Raw genomic sequence first — 18559 nt, 5'->3', positions numbered from 1 at the left:
ATGCTATTTACCATCGATATCGGAGGAACCTTTATAAAGTATGGTCTGATGGATGCGGACTATCAATTGGTTCATACAGACAAGATCCCAACACCACCCACGATTGAGGACTTTTGGCAAGGATTAGAAGAAATCGTTGCACCCGTAAGGGAAGAAATCGAGGGGATCGCCATTTCATGCCCTGGTGAGATCCAAAAGAGCCTTGGCTTTGTCTTTCGAGGTGGTCTCATTCCATATTTACGAGGCATTCCTCTAGCAAGTAGACTCGAACAAACATTTCAAGTACCTGTCACCGTTCTCAATGATGGAGAAGCCGCTGGTCTAGCGGAAGCAAGGCTTGGTAATCTAAAAGATTGTCCTTGCGGTGCGACCTTGGTCTTGGGGACAGGAGTTGGCCTTGCTCTTCTTTCTAATCGTGACCTATTGAGAGGATGGCAACTGACAGAATACATTCGGTCTATTGATAAGTCAGAAAGAACACCAGAAAATCGCCGCTTTCATCGCGGACTCTTTTTGCAAGGCATTTCCAATCTTTTGGAAAACACCGGTTCAGCTGTTCAATTTGTTGAGAAGGCTAGTCACATCTTAAACCTAGAAAAGGCAGATGGTATAGCCGTTTTCAAGGCTCTTGATCAAGGAGGCCATGAGGAGCTGAAATCCTTGTTTCGGGAGTATTGTCATGATATTGCTATTCTGATTTTTAATCTTCAATCATTGCTCCTGCTTGAGAAGGTGACAATTGGAGGGGGCATTAGTAGCCAACCGCTACTGATCGATGAGATCAGTCGACAATACCATAACCTACTCTCTCAAAAAGGGCATAAACAATTTGAGGCCTTGCCGATCCAAGCGGCTCGCTTCCATAATGAAAGCAACTTGATTGGTGCCGCATCTTACTTTTATTCTTCTACATATCAAAAAAAGTTCTAGAAATAGAGCTTTTTTTCCATTCTTTTTCGAATAAATAAGTGAGAGGAAGTAGAAGGTGACCATGGAGAAATTTGAAATCTTTAAATTAAAAGAAGCTGGTTTATCAAATGAGCAAGTCTTGAGAGTTTTGGACTACTGTAGGAAAGACCAAGCCTTACCAAGCTTAGAAGAGATAGCAAGGATCGCTCGCTGTCGCAGTATTATTCATTTTGTAGACAAATACCGGCAGCTGGATGAAGAGCATTTACACAAGGAGTTTGAACGGTTCCCATCTCTATCCATTTTTGATCCTGAATACCCGGAGGAATTGCTACAGATCTACAATCCTCCTGTACTCCTTTTTTACCAAGGGGATTTGCAACTGTTAAGCAAACCGAAGATTGCAGTTGTTGGAGCTCGAGAGACCACGCGAGAAGGGGTTCGTTCTGTAGAGAAGATAATTAAGGAACTTGGAAATGAACTGGTCATTGTTAGTGGACTTGCTAAGGGAATTGATGCGACAGCGCATTATGCCAGCATTCGTAATGGTGGAAAGACCATCGGAGTGATAGGAACGGGGCTGGATGTTTTTTATCCGAAAAGTAATCAGAGATTACAGACCTACATGGGAGAGCACCATCTGATCTTGAGCGAGTATGGTCCAGGACAGGCCCCTTTGAAGTTTCATTTTCCTGAGAGAAACCGCATCATTGCAGGACTCTGTCAGGCTGTGATTGTGGCAGAGGCACGACTTCGTTCAGGGAGTTTAATTACTTGTGAGCGTGCCATGGAGGAAGGACGAGATGTTTTTGCTATTCCAGGAAACATTTTAGATGGAAAATCTGCAGGATGCCATCACTTGATTCAAGAAGGTGCAAAGCTTGTCACATCAGGCCAGGACATTCTTGATGAATTGAAATACGAATTGTGATTTTCCTATAGGAGAAGTTCCTAGTTGACATCTTTCTTAAAATGTATTAAACTCAATGAGATTTATACAATACAGAGGGATAAAACGTGGTAACAAAAAAGAAAAGCAGTACAACCAAGAAAAATTTGGTGATTGTGGAGTCTCCTGCTAAGGCGAAAACAATCGAGAAATACCTTGGTCGTAACTATAAAGTCATGGCCAGTGTTGGTCATATTCGGGACCTGAAAAAATCAACCATGTCAATTGACTTCGACAATAACTATGAACCGGAATATATCAATATTCGCGGAAAAGGTCCCTTGATTAATGATTTGAAAAAAGAAGCTAAAAAAGCCAAACAAGTCTTTCTCGCAAGTGACCCGGACCGAGAAGGAGAAGCTATTTCTTGGCATTTGGCTCATATTTTGAACTTGGATGCTAAGGAAAAGAACCGTGTGGTCTTTAATGAAATCACTAAGGATGCAGTTAAAAATGCCTTTAAAGAACCGCGTCAAATCGATATGGATTTGGTTGATGCCCAACAAGCACGTCGGGTCTTGGACCGGATTGTAGGGTATTCGATTTCACCTATTCTTTGGAAAAAGGTTAAAAAAGGACTTTCTGCAGGGCGCGTGCAATCAGTTGCCCTCAAATTAATCATTGATCGTGAAAATGAGATTAATGATTTCAAGCCGGAAGAATACTGGACCATTGATGGTGTCTTTAAAAAAGGGACCAAGCAATTCCAAGCCAGCTTCTATGGGATTGATGGCAAGAAGATGAAGCTCAACACCAATGAAGAGGTGAAAGCTGTTCTTGAACGCTTAGATGGCAAAGATTTTACCGTTGAAAAGGTGGAAAAGAAAGAACGTCGTCGGAATGCGCCACTTCCATACACCACCTCTTCTATGCAGATGGATGCTGCCAATAAGATCAACTTCCGTACACGTAAGACCATGATGGTCGCCCAGCAGTTGTATGAAGGAATCAATATTGGCTCTGGTGTTCAAGGTTTGATTACTTATATGCGTACCGATTCCACACGGATCAGTCCAGTTGCGCAAAATGAGGCAGCGAACTTTATCGTGGATCGCTTCGGTGAGAAATATTCCAAGCATGGAAGCCGAGTGAAGAATGCTTCTGGTGCCCAAGATGCCCACGAAGCGATTCGTCCATCCAGCGTCTTCAATACTCCTGAGAGCATTGCTAAATACTTAGACAAAGACCAATTAAAACTCTACACCTTAATTTGGAACCGCTTTGTAGCTAGTCAAATGACAGCAGCTGTCTTTGATACCATGAATGTCCGTTTAGGTCAAAATGGGGTTCAGTATACGGCAAATGGGAGCCAGGTGAAGTTTGATGGTTATTTGGCTATTTATAACGACTCAGATAAGAACAAGATGTTGCCGGATATGGTAGAAGGCGATAGCGTTAAGCAAGTCAATAGCAAGCCTGAGCAACACTTTACCCAACCACCTGCTCGATATTCTGAAGCAACTTTGATTAAGACCTTGGAAGAAAATGGGGTTGGTCGTCCTTCAACCTATGCTCCGACGATTGAGACCATTCAAAAACGCTATTATGTGAAGCTGGTAGCTAAACGCTTTGAACCAACAGAGTTAGGAGAAATCGTTAATAAACTGATCGTTGAATTCTTCCCAGATATTGTCAACGTGACCTTCACAGCAGAGATGGAAGGTAAACTCGATGATGTCGAACTTGGAAAAGAAGAGTGGCAAAAAGTCATTGATGCCTTCTACAAACCATTCTCTAAAGAAGTCGCAAAGGCTGAGGAAGAGATGGAAAAAATCCAAATTAAAGATGAACCAGCTGGTTTTGATTGTGAAGTCTGTGGTAGCCCGATGGTGATTAAATTAGGACGTTTTGGTAAGTTCTATGCTTGTAGTAATTTCCCAGATTGTCGTCATACCCAAGCCATTGTCAAAGAAATCGGCGTGGAGTGTCCTGACTGTCATCAAGGTCAAATCATCGAACGTAAAACCAAGCGCAACCGCATCTTCTATGGATGCAATCGCTATCCAGAGTGTGAATTTACCTCTTGGGATAAACCAATCGGTCGGGATTGTCCAAAATGTGGCCACTACTTAGTTGAGAAAAAAGTTCGTGGTGGCGGCAAACAAGTCGTATGTAGCAATGGCGACTACGAAGAAGAAAAAGTGAAATAAGCTTTTAAATGATTCAATGTCTATTATAACGGCAATTTTTATAAATGTCTGTTATAATAGACATTTTGTTTTTTTTTCGTTATAATAGACATAAGGAGGTGGGCTTATGTATCTTGCTTTGATTGCAGATGTGATTGATTCCAAAATCGTACAAGAACGTTTTGACCTGCAAAAACAGTTAGAAAAAACCCTTCAAAAGATCAATGAGCTTTTTAAAGACTATCTAGCATCGGCTTTTACCTTAACTTTGGGCGATGAGTTTCAAGCGCTTTTGACAGTAGAGGCTCCCATTTTTCAAATCATCGATACCTTGCGTTCAGAACTAAAACCGACTCAACTTCGTTTCGGTATTGGCCTTGGGGAGATTGTAACGGATATCGATCCCCTGCAAAGTATCGGTGCAGATGGACCAGCCTATTGGAATGCTCGTGCAGCTATAAATCTGGTCCATCAGAAAAATGATTATGGCAACACCCAGATTTATTTTTTGAGCGGTAATGACAGCCAGGACTTAGTGGTGAATGCGCTTATCGCTTCCGGAGAGGCCATACGTTCGGGCTGGAGAGAGAGTCAGGAAGAGATCCTGCTCAATCTGCTAAAGAGATCTGTCTATAGTGAAAGCTTTAGCCAGCAGGATTTGGCCCAATCGCTAGGGCTTAACCCAAGTGCCCTGTCCAAGCGCTTAAAGAGTAGCAGTATTCGTGTTTATTTACGGGGACGAGCAGCAGCACTAGCTAGTATTCAAAGCTTAGAGAAAGGAGAGTCCCATGAGCGGATTGTCTAGTATCGTAATGAATCCATACTTGATCCTTTTGTTAATTTGTCATTTGTTATCGGATTATTATTTTCAAAGTCAGAAGATGGCGGATCGCAAGGATCAGGATAAGAAGGTGCTCGGGCTTCACATTCTATATGTAGCTCTGCCTCTGATCGTAGTTTCTTTCTGTCATCTAGACTTGTGGTGGATTTGCTTAGTAGTTTTACTGAGCCATGCCACAATAGATTTCTTAAAACCGATCGTGCAGAAGCAATTGAAATTACCAACCGCATGGACCTTTGCCCTGGATCAAGTCTTGCATATCGCCATCATTAGCTGTCTAGTCCTTTTAGGAGCGAAGAATGGCACGACCTATCTACCCTTGGACATTTTAAATCTAATCTTTTATGTCCTCCTAGTTGGGAAACCAAGCAATATTGCCTTTAAAATTCTGTTTGCTAAGTATCAACCTACCAGCAAGAAGAAAATGGATACGATCACTGGGGCTGGTTCCATGATTGGCTTTTTAGAGCGTTTGGTGATTGGTGCCTGTCTCATCTATGGGCAATTTGCTTCTATCGGCCTAGTCTTTACTGCCAAGTCCATCGCTCGCTACAATAAAATTTCGGAGGATCCAGCCTTTGCGGAGTATTACTTGATCGGGTCCTTGTTCAGTATCCTATCTGCCCTCTTAGCAGCTTGGTTGTGTCTATAAGAAAATAAATAGTAAAGTCTAAGACAGGAAGGAAAAGCCTCCCTGTCTTTTTACTTGGCTTTTTGGTATAATGGACCAAGTAGAAAATTAGAAAGATTTGTGGGTGTCTAACAGTTCAGTGAGGTGTTTTGATACCCAAAGAGGTATTAGTGTCATGTCTCAATCTTATATCAATGTGATCGGTGCGGGCCTTGCAGGCTCGGAAGCAGCTTACCAGATTGCCCAACAGGGAATTCCGGTCAAGCTTTATGAAATGCGTGGAGTCAAATCCACTCCGCAACACAAAACAGACAACTTTGCTGAGTTAGTGTGTTCCAACTCTCTTCGTGGGGATTCTCTCACCAATGCTGTCGGGCTCCTCAAAGAAGAAATGCGTCGTCTGGGTTCTGTCATCCTTGAAGCAGCGGAAGCGACTCGTGTACCAGCCGGTGGAGCACTTGCTGTGGACCGAGAAGGTTTTGCTAGCCGGGTGACGGAGAAGGTGTCCCAACATCCGCTCATCGAAGTCATTCGTGATGAAATTACGGAATTGCCGACAGATGCCATCACAGTGGTCGCAACGGGGCCTCTAACCAGTGATGCCTTGGCAGAAAAGATTCACGCCCTTAATGGTGGCGACGGTTTCTATTTCTATGATGCAGCAGCTCCAATCATCGATGTCAATACTGTCGATATGAACAAGGTCTATCTCAAGTCACGCTATGACAAGGGAGAAGCAGCGTATCTCAACTGCCCAATGACCAAACAAGAATTTATGGATTTCCACGAGGCCTTGGTCAATGCTGAAGAAGCCCCGCTCAACTCTTTTGAAAAAGAAAAGTATTTCGAAGGCTGTATGCCCATTGAAGTCATGGCCAAACGAGGCATCAAAACCATGCTCTATGGTCCTATGAAGCCAGTTGGACTCGAGTATCCAGATGACTACAAAGGGCCACGTGATGGGGAGTTTAAGACACCCTATGCAGTTGTTCAGTTACGTCAAGACAATGCGGCTGCCAGCCTTTACAATATCGTTGGCTTCCAAACGCACCTTAAATGGGGCGAACAAAAACGGGTCTTCCAAATGATTCCAGGTTTGGAACATGCGGAGTTTGTGAGATACGGAGTCATGCACCGCAATTCCTACATGGATTCTCCAAATCTGCTTGAACAAACCTACCGTTCGAAGAAACAACCAAACCTCTTCTTTGCGGGTCAAATGACAGGGGTAGAAGGCTATGTGGAGTCAGCTGCCTCAGGTTTGGTAGCTGGAATCAATGCAGCTCGCCTTTTCAAAGGAGAAGAAGCGGCGATTTTCCCTGAAACGACAGCTATCGGAAGTCTGGCTCACTATATTACCCATGCCGACAGCAAACATTTCCAACCCATGAATGTCAACTTCGGGATTATCAAGGAGCTAGAAGGCCCACGCATTCGGGATAAAAAGGAACGGTATGAGAAAATTGCCGAACGTTCTTTACAAGATTTGGCTCAGTTTATGGAAAAATAACCCAAGAAAGGAAAAAGTTTGGAGAAAATCCAGACTTTTTCTTCTAAAAATGGTATAATGAATAAAATTTAGAATATAGAGAGTTTTCTGACAATGAACAAATCCTATTTTTATTTAGATATGAAGACACACGAGTTGAAAGTGCCTTATACCGGAAAACTCCGTCGTGTGCGAGTCTTATTACCTAAGAATTATGAAACGGATACAGATAGACGTTACCCTGTTGTTTATTTCCACGATGGACAAAACGTTTTGTATAGCAAGGAGGCCTATGCGGGTCATTCCTGGAAGGTGATTCCAGCCATTAAGCGGAATCCCGATATTAGTCGCATGATTGTCGTTGCGATTGATAACGATGGTTTGCAACGGATGAATGAATACTCTGCCTGGAAGTACAAGGAATCTAATATTCCTGGCATGCAATTTGGTGGCAAGGGCGTTGAGTACGGCGAATTTGTCATGGAGGTGGTGAAACCTTTTATCGACCAAGAATACCGAACTCTTGCTGATCGAGAACATACGGCCATGATTGGTTCTTCCTTGGGGGGAAATATTACCCAATTTTTGGGCTTAGAGTACCAAGATCAAATCGGTTGTTTAGGGGTCTTTTCATCCGCTAACTGGCTACACCAAGATGCCTTCAATCACTATATTGAACGCAAAAAATTATATGCAGACCAACGGATCTACATTTATGTGGGAACTGAAGAAGCTGATGAAACGGATAAAACCCTAATGGCAGGGAACATCAAGCAAGCCTATATTGATTCATCTCTTCGTTATTATCATGACGTCATCCAACAAGGGGTGGATCTCAATCATATTGCCATTCGGATTCAATCTGGAGCTATTCACCACGAAGAAGCTTGGGCTGAACATTTACCAGAATGCCTTCGTTTTTTGGCAGAAAATTGGGATTAATGGACTCAGAACAAATCAATAGAGAGAAAGAGGGAACCTATGAATATTGAACATCTAAGCCACTGGAGTGGCCAACTCAACCGTGAAATGTATTTGAACCGCTATGGACACGCAGGTATTCCTGTTGTGGTCTTCGCTTCATCAGGTGGAAGCCATAACGAGTACTATGACTTTGGTATGATTGATGCTTGTGCTCAGTTTATCGAAGAAGGTCTGGTTCAATTCTTCACCCTTTCCAGTGTCGATAGTGAGAGCTGGCTTTGTGATTGGAAAAACCCTCATGATCGAGCTGAAATGCACCGTGCTTACGAGCGCTATGTGATTGAAGAAGCGATTCCTTTTATCAAACACAAAACAGGCTGGTTTGACCCGATGATGACAACTGGTTGCTCTATGGGTGCCTACCATGCCCTCAATTTCTTCTTGCAACATCCAGACGTCTTCAACAAAGTGATTTCCTTGAGTGGTGTCTATGACGCTCGTTTCTTTGTTGGTGATTTTGGAGGCGATGAAGCCATTTACCAAAACTCTCCATCTGATTATATCTGGAACCAAAATGATGGCTGGTTTATCGATCGTTACCGTCAGGCCGAAATCGTTGTTTGTACTGGTTTAGGAGCTTGGGAACAAGACGGGCTTCCATCTTTCTACAAACTAAAAGAAGCCTTTGATCACAAAAACATTCCCGCTTGGTTCGCTGAATGGGGACATGATGTAGCCCACGATTGGGAATGGTGGCGCAAACAAATGCCCTATTTCCTAGGACAAATGTATCTATAAGTCAAAAGGGAGGAGACCTCTATGAATTATCTTGTTATTTCACCTTATTATCCACAAAATTTCCAACAATTTACCATTGAACTAGCTAACAAGGGAATCACAGTCTTGGGAATTGGTCAAGAGCCGTACGAACAGTTAGATGAGCCTTTGCGCAATAGTTTGACAGAGTATTTCCGAGTTGAAAATTTGGAAAATCTGGACGAAGTGAAGCGTGCGGTAGCCTTTCTCTTTTACAAACATGGTCCAATCGATCGTATCGAATCCCACAATGAGTACTGGTTGGAATTGGATGCGGCGCTTCGGGAGCAATTCAATGTCTTCGGGGCTAAGCCAAAAGATTTGAAGAAAACCAAGTTCAAATCCGAAATGAAGAAACTCTTCAAGAAAGCTGGAGTCCCAGTCGTACCTGGTGCTGTGGTTAAAACAGAAAAAGACATTGATAAAGCTGTGAAGAAGATTGGGTTACCTTTGATTGCTAAGCCTGACAATGGGGTAGGAGCAGCAGCGACCTTCAAGATCGAAACGCCAGAAGATGTGGACCATTTCAAGGCAGAATGGGATGGCCATACAGAGTACTTCTTTGAGAAATTTGTCACTTCTAGTGAGATTTGTACCTTTGATGGTCTGGTTGATCGTGATGGCAACATTGTCTTCTCCACTACATTTGACTATGCTTATACGCCACTCGATTTGATGCTCTACAAGATGGACAACTCTTATTATGTTCTCAAAAAGATGGATCCAAAATTGCGTCAATACGGGAAAGCGATTGTCAAAGCCTTTGGCATGAAAGAACGTTTCTTCCACATCGAATTCTTCCGCGATGGGGATGACTATATTGCGATCGAGTACAATAATCGCCCTGCAGGTGGCTTTACCATTGACGTCTACAACTATGCCCACTCGATTGATTTGTACCGTGGCTATGCTGCTATCGTAGCTGGAGAACCTTTCCCAGCTTCTGAATTTGAGCCCCTATATTGCTTGGCGACTTCACGCCGTGCCAATGCAGCCTATGTTCTGTCAGAAGAAGAAGTTTTGGCTAAATACCATGATCAATTCCGTGTCAAGAAAGACATGCCAGCGGCCTTTGCGGAACTTCAGGGAGATTACCTCTATATGCTTACAACACCTAGTCGTGAAGAATTGGAACAAATGATTCATGACTTTGGCCAACGCCAATCATAAGATAACGACCGCTAGGATAGGATCCTACCGGTTTTTTATTTTTTAATGCAATCCCATGAAAGAAAAGTTTGTGAAATATTCTATTTGAAGTTGAAAATACTTATAAAACCATCTTCCAAGGAATAAAGTTTGTGAAATCATTTGAGCATTATTTTTGACGGTGCTTTCATTTTTGGCTAGAATGAAAGAGAATGAATAAATGCTAAGAAAGGCGAAATGATGGCAACATTAGATAAAAGTCTCTTATTGGAAATGTTCCGTAAAATGGAAGAAATCCGTCGCATGGACTTAAAAATTGCACAGTTAGTAAAAAAAGGGAAAGTGCCAGGTATGACGCACTTTTCTGTTGGGGAAGAAGCGGCTAACGTTGGGGCTATGTTAGCTCTAAACGAAGACGACCTCATAACATCGAACCACCGTGGACACGGACAAGCCATTGCTAAAGGAATCGATTTGAATGGCATGATGGCAGAAATCCTTGGTAAGTATACCGGTACTTGTAAGGGGAAAGGCGGCTCCATGCATATCGCTGATCTGGATGCTGGTAACCTTGGTGCCAACGGGATCGTTGGTGGTGGTATGGGAATTGCAGTAGGTGCAGCTCTTACTCAACAAATGAAAAAGACTGGTAAGATTGTTGTCTGCTTCTTTGGGGACGGCGCAACCAACGAAGGTGTCTTCCACGAAGCAGTCAATATGGCTTCCATCTGGAATCTGCCAGTAATTTTCTACTGTATCAATAACGGTTACGGAATCTCTGCCGATATCAAGAAAATGACCAATATCCAGCACATTCATGAGCGTAGTGCTGCTTACGGCATTCCTGGAATGTTTATTCCTGATGGGAACAACGTCATTGATGTCTATGAAGGATTCCAAAAGGCTGTTGAACACGTCCGCTCTGGAAAAGGTCCTGTCTTGATCGAAAGTGTCACCTATCGTTGGCTTGGTCACTCTTCATCTGACCCTGGTAAATACCGGACTCGTGAAGAAGTCGAAGAGTGGAAGAAGAAAGATCCGATTGAAAATCTTCGCAAGTATCTCCTTGAAAATGAAATTGCGAGCGCAGAAGAATTGGATCAGATTCAAGAAGAAGTGAAAGAAGCCGTTGAAGCTTCAGTGAAATTTGCGGAAGAAAGCCCATTCCCTCCACTCGAATCAGCTTTCGAAGATATTTACGCAGACTAAGGGGGAGTAGAGAATTATGGAAATAAAATTAATGTCTTTCCGCGATACCATTATCCTTGCTATGTCTGAGGAAATGCGTCGCGACGAAAATGTATTGTTGATGGGGGAAGATGTCGGAGTTTTTGGTGGAGACTTCGGAACTTCCGTAGGGATGCTAGAGGAATTCGGTCCAGAACGTGTCCGTGACTGTCCGATTTCTGAGGCTGCAATTTCAGGTGCAGCAGCTGGTGCAGCCATGACTGGACTTCGCCCAATCGTTGATATGACCTTCATGGATTTCTCAGTAATTGCCATGGATGCTATTGTCAACCAAGCTGCTAAGACTCGCTACATGTTTGGCGGGAAAGGTCAAGTACCGATGACCATTCGCTGTGCTGCTGGGAATGGAGTTGGATCTGCAGCTCAACACTCCCAATCTTTGGAATCATGGTTTACTCATATTCCTGGTTTGAAAGTTGTTGCTCCTGGTACGCCAGCGGATATGAAGGGACTTCTCAAGTCATCTATCCGTGATAACAACCCCGTTATCATTCTGGAATACAAATCAGAATTCAACCAAAAAGGGGAAGTGCCTGTTGATCCGGACTACACGATTCCGCTTGGTGTCGGAGAAATCAAACGCGAAGGTACAGATGTCACTGTTGTAACCTACGGGAAAATGCTTCGTCGCGTGATGCAAGCTGCTGAAGAATTGGCAGAAGAAGGCATCTCAGTAGAAGTAGTAGACCCACGGACCTTGGTCCCACTCGATAAAGAGATCATCATTAATTCTGTCAAGAAAACAGGAAAAGTAGTCCTTGTCAATGATGCCCACAAAACAAGTGGCTATATTGGTGAAATTTCAGCTATTATTTCTGAATCAGAAGCATTTGATTACTTGGATGCACCAATCCGCCGTTGTGCGGGGGAAGATGTGCCAATGCCTTACGCACAAAACCTTGAAAATGCAATGATTCCAACAGTTGAAAGCATCAAAGATGCTATTCGTAAAACATATAACAAAGAATAATACATAACATAAATTATGTAATGTCATTTAAATTAGAGCACGGGCTAAAGTCTGGGTGAAAAAGAGAAACTTTCCTAGAAACTAAAGTTTCTTCGTCAAGTTTCCTATTTTCACTTTGACTTTTGACGCCCTTAGTATCTTATAACTGAATCCGGACGGAGGACTGTAAAAAAAAGATAGATTTCCTTGTGTTCATGGAACACAGCGTCAATCTCCTATTTTTTCTTTGTCCACTACGTCCTTGATATCTTAGTATAGAATAGGAGAGGTCATGGCTGATGATAAGCTAAGAGCGACTCCTGCGGCTAGAAAATTAGCGGATGATCTTGGGATCAACCTCTATGATGTTTCTGGTTCAGGCGCAAACGGTCGTGTCCACAAAGAAGACGTGGAAACCTATAAAGACACAAATGTGGTTCGCATTTCACCACTTGCAAAACGAATTGCTTTAGAACACAATATTGCTTGGCAAGAGATTCAAGGAACTGGTCATCGTGGTAAGATCATGAAGAAGGACGTCCTTGCTTTCCTTCCTGAAAATATTGAGAATGAGACCATTAAGTCACCTGCTGAAATCGAGAAGGTGGAGGAAGCTCCAGATAATATGACACCTTATGGTGAGATCGAGCGGATTCCGATGACACCAATGCGGAAGGTGATCGCTCAACGGATGGTGGAATCTTACTTGACAGCACCAACCTTTACTTTGAACTATGACATTGATATGTCTCAAATGTTGGCCCTTCGTAAGAAGGTTTTGGATCCAATCATGGAAGCAACTGGCAAGAAAGTCACTGTAACAGATTTGCTTTCTCTAGCAGTTGTTAAGACCTTGATGAAGCACCCATACATCAATGCGTCATTGACAGAAGATGGCAAAACCATCATCACTCATAACTATGTCAACTTAGCGATGGCGGTTGGGATGGACAATGGCTTGATGACTCCAGTTGTCTACAATGCTGAAAAGATGACCTTGTCAGAGTTGGTGGTAGCCTTCAAGGACGTTATCGGACGTACCTTGGATGGTAAGCTTGCTCCAAGTGAATTGCAAAACTCAACCTTTACCATCAGTAACTTAGGGATGTTTGGTGTTCAATCATTTGGACCGATTATCAACCAACCAAACTCTGCCATCCTTGGAGTTAGTGCAACGGTTGAAAAACCAGTTGTTGTGAATGGTGAAATTGTCATTCGTCCAATCATGAGCTTGGGCTTGACCATTGACCACCGCGTTGTCGATGGAATGGCTGGTGCCAAATTCATGAAAGACTTGAAAGCCTTGATTGAAGACCCGATTTCAATGTTGGTCTAATCAACGAGAGAGAATAGAAGCAAGAAAAAGAGGGAAATAAAATGGCCTTAGAAGTAATTATGCCAAAAGCCGGCGTAGATATGACCGAAGGACAAATCGTTCAGTGGAATAAAAAAGTCGGCGAATTTGTAAAAGAAGGAGAAGTTCTCCTTGAAATCATGACAGACAAAGTCAGCATGGAGTTGGAAGCGGAAGAAGATGGGTACTTGATCGCTATCCTGAAAGGGGATGGAGAAACTGTTCCTGTAACAGAAGTAATCGGTTATCTTGGTGAAGAAGGGGAAAACATCCCAACAGCTGGAGGAGCAGCACCAGAAGCGAGTCCAGCACCAGCTGCAGCAAGTGCTTCAAACGATGACAATAAGAGTGATGATGCCTATGATATCGTAGTGATCGGTGGGGGCCCTGCTGGTTATGTATCTGCCATTAAGGCAGCTCAATTAGGTGGTAAGGTCGCTCTCGTTGAGAAATCTGAACTTGGTGGAACGTGCTTGAACCGCGGATGTATCCCAACTAAGACTTACCTCCACAACGCTGAAATTATTGAAAATATTGGGCATGCGGCAAACCGTGGTATTATCATTGAAAATCCAAGTTTCTCAGTAGATATGGATAAGGTACTTGAAACCAAGAACAAGGTCGTAAATACCTTGGTTGGTGGTGTTGCAGGGCTTCTTCGCAGCTACGGAGTGGATGTTCACAAGGGTATCGGTACCATTACGAAAGATAAGAATGTCTTGGTAAATGGTTCTGAATTGCTTGAAACGAAGAAGATCATCCTTGCTGGTGGTTCAAAAGTAAGTAAAATCAACGTTCCTGGTATGGAATCATCTCTTGTCATGACCAGTGACGATATTCTTGAAATGAATGAAGTTCCAGAAAGCCTTGTCATCATCGGTGGTGGTGTTGTCGGGATCGAACTTGGTCAAGCCTTCATGACCTTTGGTTCAAAAGTAACAGTCATCGAAATGATGGACCGCATCGTTCCAGCTATGGATGCGGAAGTATCTAAGAACCTTCGTTTGATTCTTGAACGCAAGGGGATGACCATCTTGACCGATACAAAACTGCAAGAAATCATTGAAGAAGACGGAAAACTCCGTATCAAGGTTGAAGGCAAAGATGATATCATTGCTAACAAAGCTCTTCTATCAATCGGACGTGTTCCAGACCTTGAAGGTATCGGTGAAGTCGAGTTTGAATTGGATCGTGGACGGATCAAGGTCAATGAATACATGGAAACATCTGTTCCAGGCATCTATGCGCCAGGCGATATCAACGGTACCAAGATGTTGGCTCACGCTGCCTTCCGTATGGGTGAAGTAGCGGCTGAAAATGCTCTTAAGGGAAATCATGCTGTTGCAAAATTGAACTTGACTCCTGCAGCGATCTACACCCTTCCAGAAGTTGCAGCTGTTGGTTTGACAGAAGAACAAGCTCGTGAGAAATATGATGTCCAAATCGGTAAATTCAACTTTGCGGCTAACGGACGTGCCATTGCATCAGATGCGGCTCAAGGATTTGTAAAAGTAATTGCAGACAAGAAATATGGTGAAGTTCTTGGGGTTCATATCATTGGTCCAGCAGCAGCTGAATTGATCAACGAAGCTTCTACCATCATTGAGATGGAAATCACTGTAGAAGAAATGCTCAAGACCATCCATGGTCACCCAACCTTCTCAGAAGTGATGTACGAAGCCTTTGCGGATGTACTTGGCTTGGCGGTTCACTCACCTAAGAAGAAATAGTATTTGAAATGATAGAATGGCTGGACAGCAAATGCTGGACCAGTCTCTATCGTATATAAAGGAATCTTATGAAATACATTATTAATTATTCAAATGATACTGCTTTTAATATTGCTTTGGAAGAATATGCCTTCAAACACCTTTTAGATGAGGATCAAATCTTCCTTCTTTGGATTAACAAACCATCGATTATCGTTGGTCGCCACCAAAATACCATTGAAGAAATTAACCGTGACTACGTTCGGGAGCATGGGATTGAAGTGGTTCGCCGGATCAGTGGTGGTGGGGCTGTTTATCACGATTTGAACAACCTCAACTACACCATCATTTCAAAAGAAGATGAACACAAGGCCTTTGACTTCAAGAGCTTTTCAACTCCCGTGATCAACACCTTGGCTCAACTTGGGGTTAAGGCTGAATTCACGGGTCGTAACGACTTAGAGATTGATGGCAAGAAATTCTGTGGAAATGCCCAAGCTTACATCAATGGTCGGATCATGCACCATGGTTGCCTTCTCTTTGACGTTGATTTGTCAGTCCTTGCTAATGCACTCAAGGTGTCTAAAGACAAGTTTGAGTCTAAAGGGGTTAAATCGGTTCGTGCTCGTGTGACCAATATCATCGATGAATTGCCAGAAAAAATCACGGTTGAAGAGTTCCGTGACCTCCTTTTGGACTACATGAAGAAAGAATACCCTGAGATGACAGAATATGTCTTCTCGGATGAAGAATTGGCTGAAATCAACCGGATTAAAGAAACCAAGTTTGGTACTTGGGATTGGAACTATGGAAAGTCTCCTGAATACAATGTCCGTCGTGGCACAAAATTCCCTAGCGGTAAGGTTGAAATCTTTGCCAATGTCATTGAATCAAAGATCCAAGACATCAAGATTTATGGAGACTTCTTTGGTATCGAAGATGTTGCAGCTGTAGAAGATGTCCTTCGTGGTGTCAAATACGAACGCGAAGACGTTCTTAAAGCCCTACAAACCATTAACCTAGGTCGTTACTTCGCAGGAATCACTGCAGAAGAAATTGCTGAGGCAGTGGTGGAATAAAATCATAAGAGAGTGGGACAGAAATCGGTAATTCGTTAGAATTCGATTTCGTAGTCCCACCTCCGCACAGTTGAGTAGGGCTGTAAAAGCTGATGAATTCAGCGTAGTAGAGCCCAGTCAACCACTGCGTCTTGCTCGACAATCCAAAGACAATTGAGAGGCTAGGACTTTTGTCCCAGCCTCTTTTTTGAAACTAGTTTCACATAAAAATTATTGTTTTACTAAGTATTTTGTAGTATAGTAGAGGTGGAAAACTGTATTCGCTTACAAAGAATGTAACTGTAATTTGTAAAATTCAGTAATTACTAAACAACGAAATTAATTGACTAGCTAGGTATTACTTTCCTTTTCTGCTTTAGAAAGTGTGATGATATGAAACGTGTCTTTATTATTTTATCAAACCTTTTCATCTCTAGCTTTTTGATTTGGATTGCCTTTATTTCTCCAAATACGGTTATCCACAGCAGTCTTCCGGTAGTAGCTGTGCTGAGACGAGAAAAGAGCGTCACATATGAAGAATTATCTTCCAGTTTAGACCGTTTGGCAAGGGAAAATCATAGTATAATTGCCCGTCAGATACAAAGAACAGATTCTAAAGGGCAGGTTGTTTTCACCTATGATATCTACGGAGAGGGAAAGCTTCCTCTTGGAATTAAAAGAGAGAAGAAAGAACTGGCTGCCAATGAAAGCCTGGTAGTGAATTATTATGTATTAACAGGTGATTTAGAAACTGAAAAGCTGGATCAAACGCTTCATACTCTTGGTTTCTCACAAACTTTTATAGAGAAACCAAATCCTCTGCAGACCTTTATTGCCTTTTTTGGCTCCGGTTCACAATCACTTGCCTTGGTTATTTTTATTATTAGTTTTAGCGCTTTGACGATTATACAAAAAACACTTGAAATGAGAAGCGCTGGGATTCGATATATCTCAGGAATGAGACGCTTGCAGCTTTTTGGACATTCCTTAAAAGATGATAGTATAGAGTTGCTTTTGGGATGTATTGTCGCAAGTATAATGGGTGCGGTTTTGATTTATTCTTTCCAATTAACACCTTTTACCTATTCCGTCATCATTTCAAGTAGTATCATTTACAATGGGATGTTACTTATTTTATCTGCTATCTTATCCTTCATTTTTGCATATAGTATTCAAACAATGCATTTAGTCACCCTTCTAAAAGGGAAAGTTCCATTAAAGCGCATTTTGGTTTTCCTCTTTATTTGTCAATTTCTCGCTGTGGCATTAATTGGCCTTGCGATTCATCGAATCAGTATTTATGGATCAGTCTGGCAAACTCACCAAGAGGGAAGTGAGGCTTGGTCAAAACAGTCGAATTGGGTTCAAATTGGTGAAAATCGGGAGGATTTTTCACAGAAAACAAACAAAGAGACGCAAATTGAGAACAGAGCAAAATGGTCTAAGCTCATCGAGTCTGGTATTGAAAATGGTGGTCTTTTAGCTTATCATAATCTCGTATCTTTTAGTTCAAAAGGAGTTATGACGGATCCTAGTACAGGTAAAGAGTTTTCAATCACAGATTACGATCCTCTTGCCAATAGCCTGTATGTCACTCCAAATTATCTTGATATCCAAAGGATCTCAGTTTCCTCTGAGGAAAAAGAGCGCTTGAATCACTTGCAAGCTGGAGAATTTGGACTCTTACTTCCGGAAAAATTAAAAGGTCGAGAAGAGGAGATGATCAAACGATATGAAGATTATCTATCTCCTCGAGATGATCAAGGAAATATCACCTTATCAATGAAGGCGCAGGTAACGTATATTCCGAATCATCAAAAACGCTTTATCTACAACAACACACCAATTAGCTATAAGCAATTCTTTACCGATCCGGTTTTAGTGGTTATTCAACCTGAAAGTTTTGGAGGCTATGTGAATCCATATTTCACCGATCTAAATCCCTACCTTTATTTTAATGGACTTCAGAATAGTAAGAAGCTAATCGCTGAGTATAATCTTGAAAAAAGTGTTAGTCAGTACGACTATGCAGTGGACGTTTACCAGCAAATGGCCCAAAAAATACAAATAGAAAATCTCATGATAATTGCAGGAGGAGTCTTTGGTATAGCAACCTCTGTTCTTCTTTTTAACACTATGAATTTCCTATATTTTGAAGAGTTTAGAAAACAAATCTTCTTGAAGAAGATTGCAGGTCTGGGATTTGTAAACATTCACCAAACGATTTTGCTCTCAGAAAGTGTCCTCTTACTATTAGGAAGCTTCCTTGTATTCATTCTCACTTCGGAATGGTGGATTGCTCTTGTCACTCTCTTGCTATTTATTACTAATGCTTGGTTCATTCTTCTGTATCGGTCTCATAAAGAAGACCACTTGTTAGCCACTGTACTGAAAGGAGCCTAAT

15 protein-coding genes are annotated in these 18559 nt (G+C 42.3%); all 15 read left to right on the top strand.

The annotated features are described in order from the left end of the window. Positions 1-930, top strand: a complete 930-nt coding sequence (locus TZ97_RS04025; protein WP_045759472.1) for an ROK family protein — start codon at positions 1-3, stop codon at positions 928-930. Positions 931-991: 61 nt separating this feature from the next. Continuing rightward, a complete protein-coding gene (dprA, locus tag TZ97_RS04020) occupies positions 992-1840 on the top strand; it encodes a DNA-processing protein DprA (RefSeq protein ID WP_003007405.1) in 849 nt (282 codons plus the stop codon). An 86-nt stretch (positions 1841-1926) separates the two neighbouring features. Then, the gene (topA, locus tag TZ97_RS04015) at positions 1927-4008 is read left to right on the top strand and encodes a type I DNA topoisomerase (protein ID WP_045759471.1); all 2082 of its coding nucleotides are present in this window, start codon (positions 1927-1929) and stop codon (positions 4006-4008) included. Positions 4009-4114: 106 nt separating this feature from the next. Then, positions 4115-4792, top strand: a complete 678-nt coding sequence (locus TZ97_RS04010) for a SatD family protein (protein ID WP_045759470.1) — start codon at positions 4115-4117, stop codon at positions 4790-4792. Beyond that, complete coding sequence (locus TZ97_RS04005) at positions 4776-5480, top strand: DUF3307 domain-containing protein (protein ID WP_045759469.1); 705 nt, start codon at positions 4776-4778, stop codon at positions 5478-5480. Before TZ97_RS04010 ends, TZ97_RS04005 begins: the two co-directional genes overlap by 17 nt. A 154-nt stretch (positions 5481-5634) precedes the next feature. Then, the gene (gene trmFO, locus TZ97_RS04000) at positions 5635-6969 is read left to right on the top strand and encodes a methylenetetrahydrofolate--tRNA-(uracil(54)-C(5))-methyltransferase (FADH(2)-oxidizing) TrmFO (RefSeq protein WP_031573201.1); all 1335 of its coding nucleotides are present in this window, start codon (positions 5635-5637) and stop codon (positions 6967-6969) included. 93 nt (positions 6970-7062) lie between these two features. Further along, positions 7063-7890, top strand: coding sequence for an alpha/beta hydrolase (locus tag TZ97_RS03995; RefSeq protein ID WP_045759468.1), 828 nt, complete (start codon positions 7063-7065; stop codon positions 7888-7890). Between the two features lie 39 nt (positions 7891-7929). Then, positions 7930-8670, top strand: coding sequence for an esterase family protein (locus tag TZ97_RS03990; RefSeq protein WP_045759467.1), 741 nt, complete (start codon positions 7930-7932; stop codon positions 8668-8670). A 21-nt stretch (positions 8671-8691) separates the two neighbouring features. Next, complete coding sequence (locus TZ97_RS03985) at positions 8692-9858, top strand: ATP-grasp domain-containing protein (RefSeq protein WP_045759466.1); 1167 nt, start codon at positions 8692-8694, stop codon at positions 9856-9858. A gap of 219 nt (positions 9859-10077) precedes the next feature. Next, on the top strand, positions 10078-11046 hold the full coding sequence (locus TZ97_RS03980) for a thiamine pyrophosphate-dependent dehydrogenase E1 component subunit alpha (protein WP_045760187.1): 969 nt from the start codon (positions 10078-10080) through the stop codon (positions 11044-11046). 16 nt (positions 11047-11062) lie between these two features. Further along, a complete protein-coding gene (locus TZ97_RS03975; protein ID WP_045759465.1) occupies positions 11063-12055 on the top strand; it encodes an alpha-ketoacid dehydrogenase subunit beta in 993 nt (330 codons plus the stop codon). 271 nt (positions 12056-12326) lie between these two features. Next, positions 12327-13370, top strand: coding sequence for a dihydrolipoamide acetyltransferase (locus TZ97_RS03970; protein ID WP_003007379.1), 1044 nt, complete (start codon positions 12327-12329; stop codon positions 13368-13370). 41 nt (positions 13371-13411) lie between these two features. Then, entirely contained in the window at positions 13412-15118 is a 1707-nt protein-coding gene (gene lpdA / locus TZ97_RS03965; RefSeq protein ID WP_045759464.1) for a dihydrolipoyl dehydrogenase, read from the top strand. A gap of 68 nt (positions 15119-15186) precedes the next feature. Then, positions 15187-16176 (top strand): lipoate--protein ligase, encoded by a 990-nt coding sequence (locus TZ97_RS03960; protein WP_045759463.1) that lies wholly within the window; start codon positions 15187-15189, stop codon positions 16174-16176. Positions 16177-16548: 372 nt separating this feature from the next. Further along, positions 16549-18558: a DUF1430 domain-containing protein gene (locus TZ97_RS03955; protein WP_045759462.1), complete on the top strand. Its 2010-nt coding sequence runs from the start codon at positions 16549-16551 to the stop codon at positions 18556-18558. The last annotated feature ends 1 nt before the right edge of the window (position 18559 follow it).

The sequence above is a fragment of the Streptococcus parasanguinis genome, assembly GCF_000963275.1.
GTDB lineage: Bacteria > Bacillota > Bacilli > Lactobacillales > Streptococcaceae > Streptococcus > Streptococcus parasanguinis_B.
Note: the sequence above shows the minus strand (reverse complement) of the source record. Positions and strands in the feature narration are given on the sequence as shown.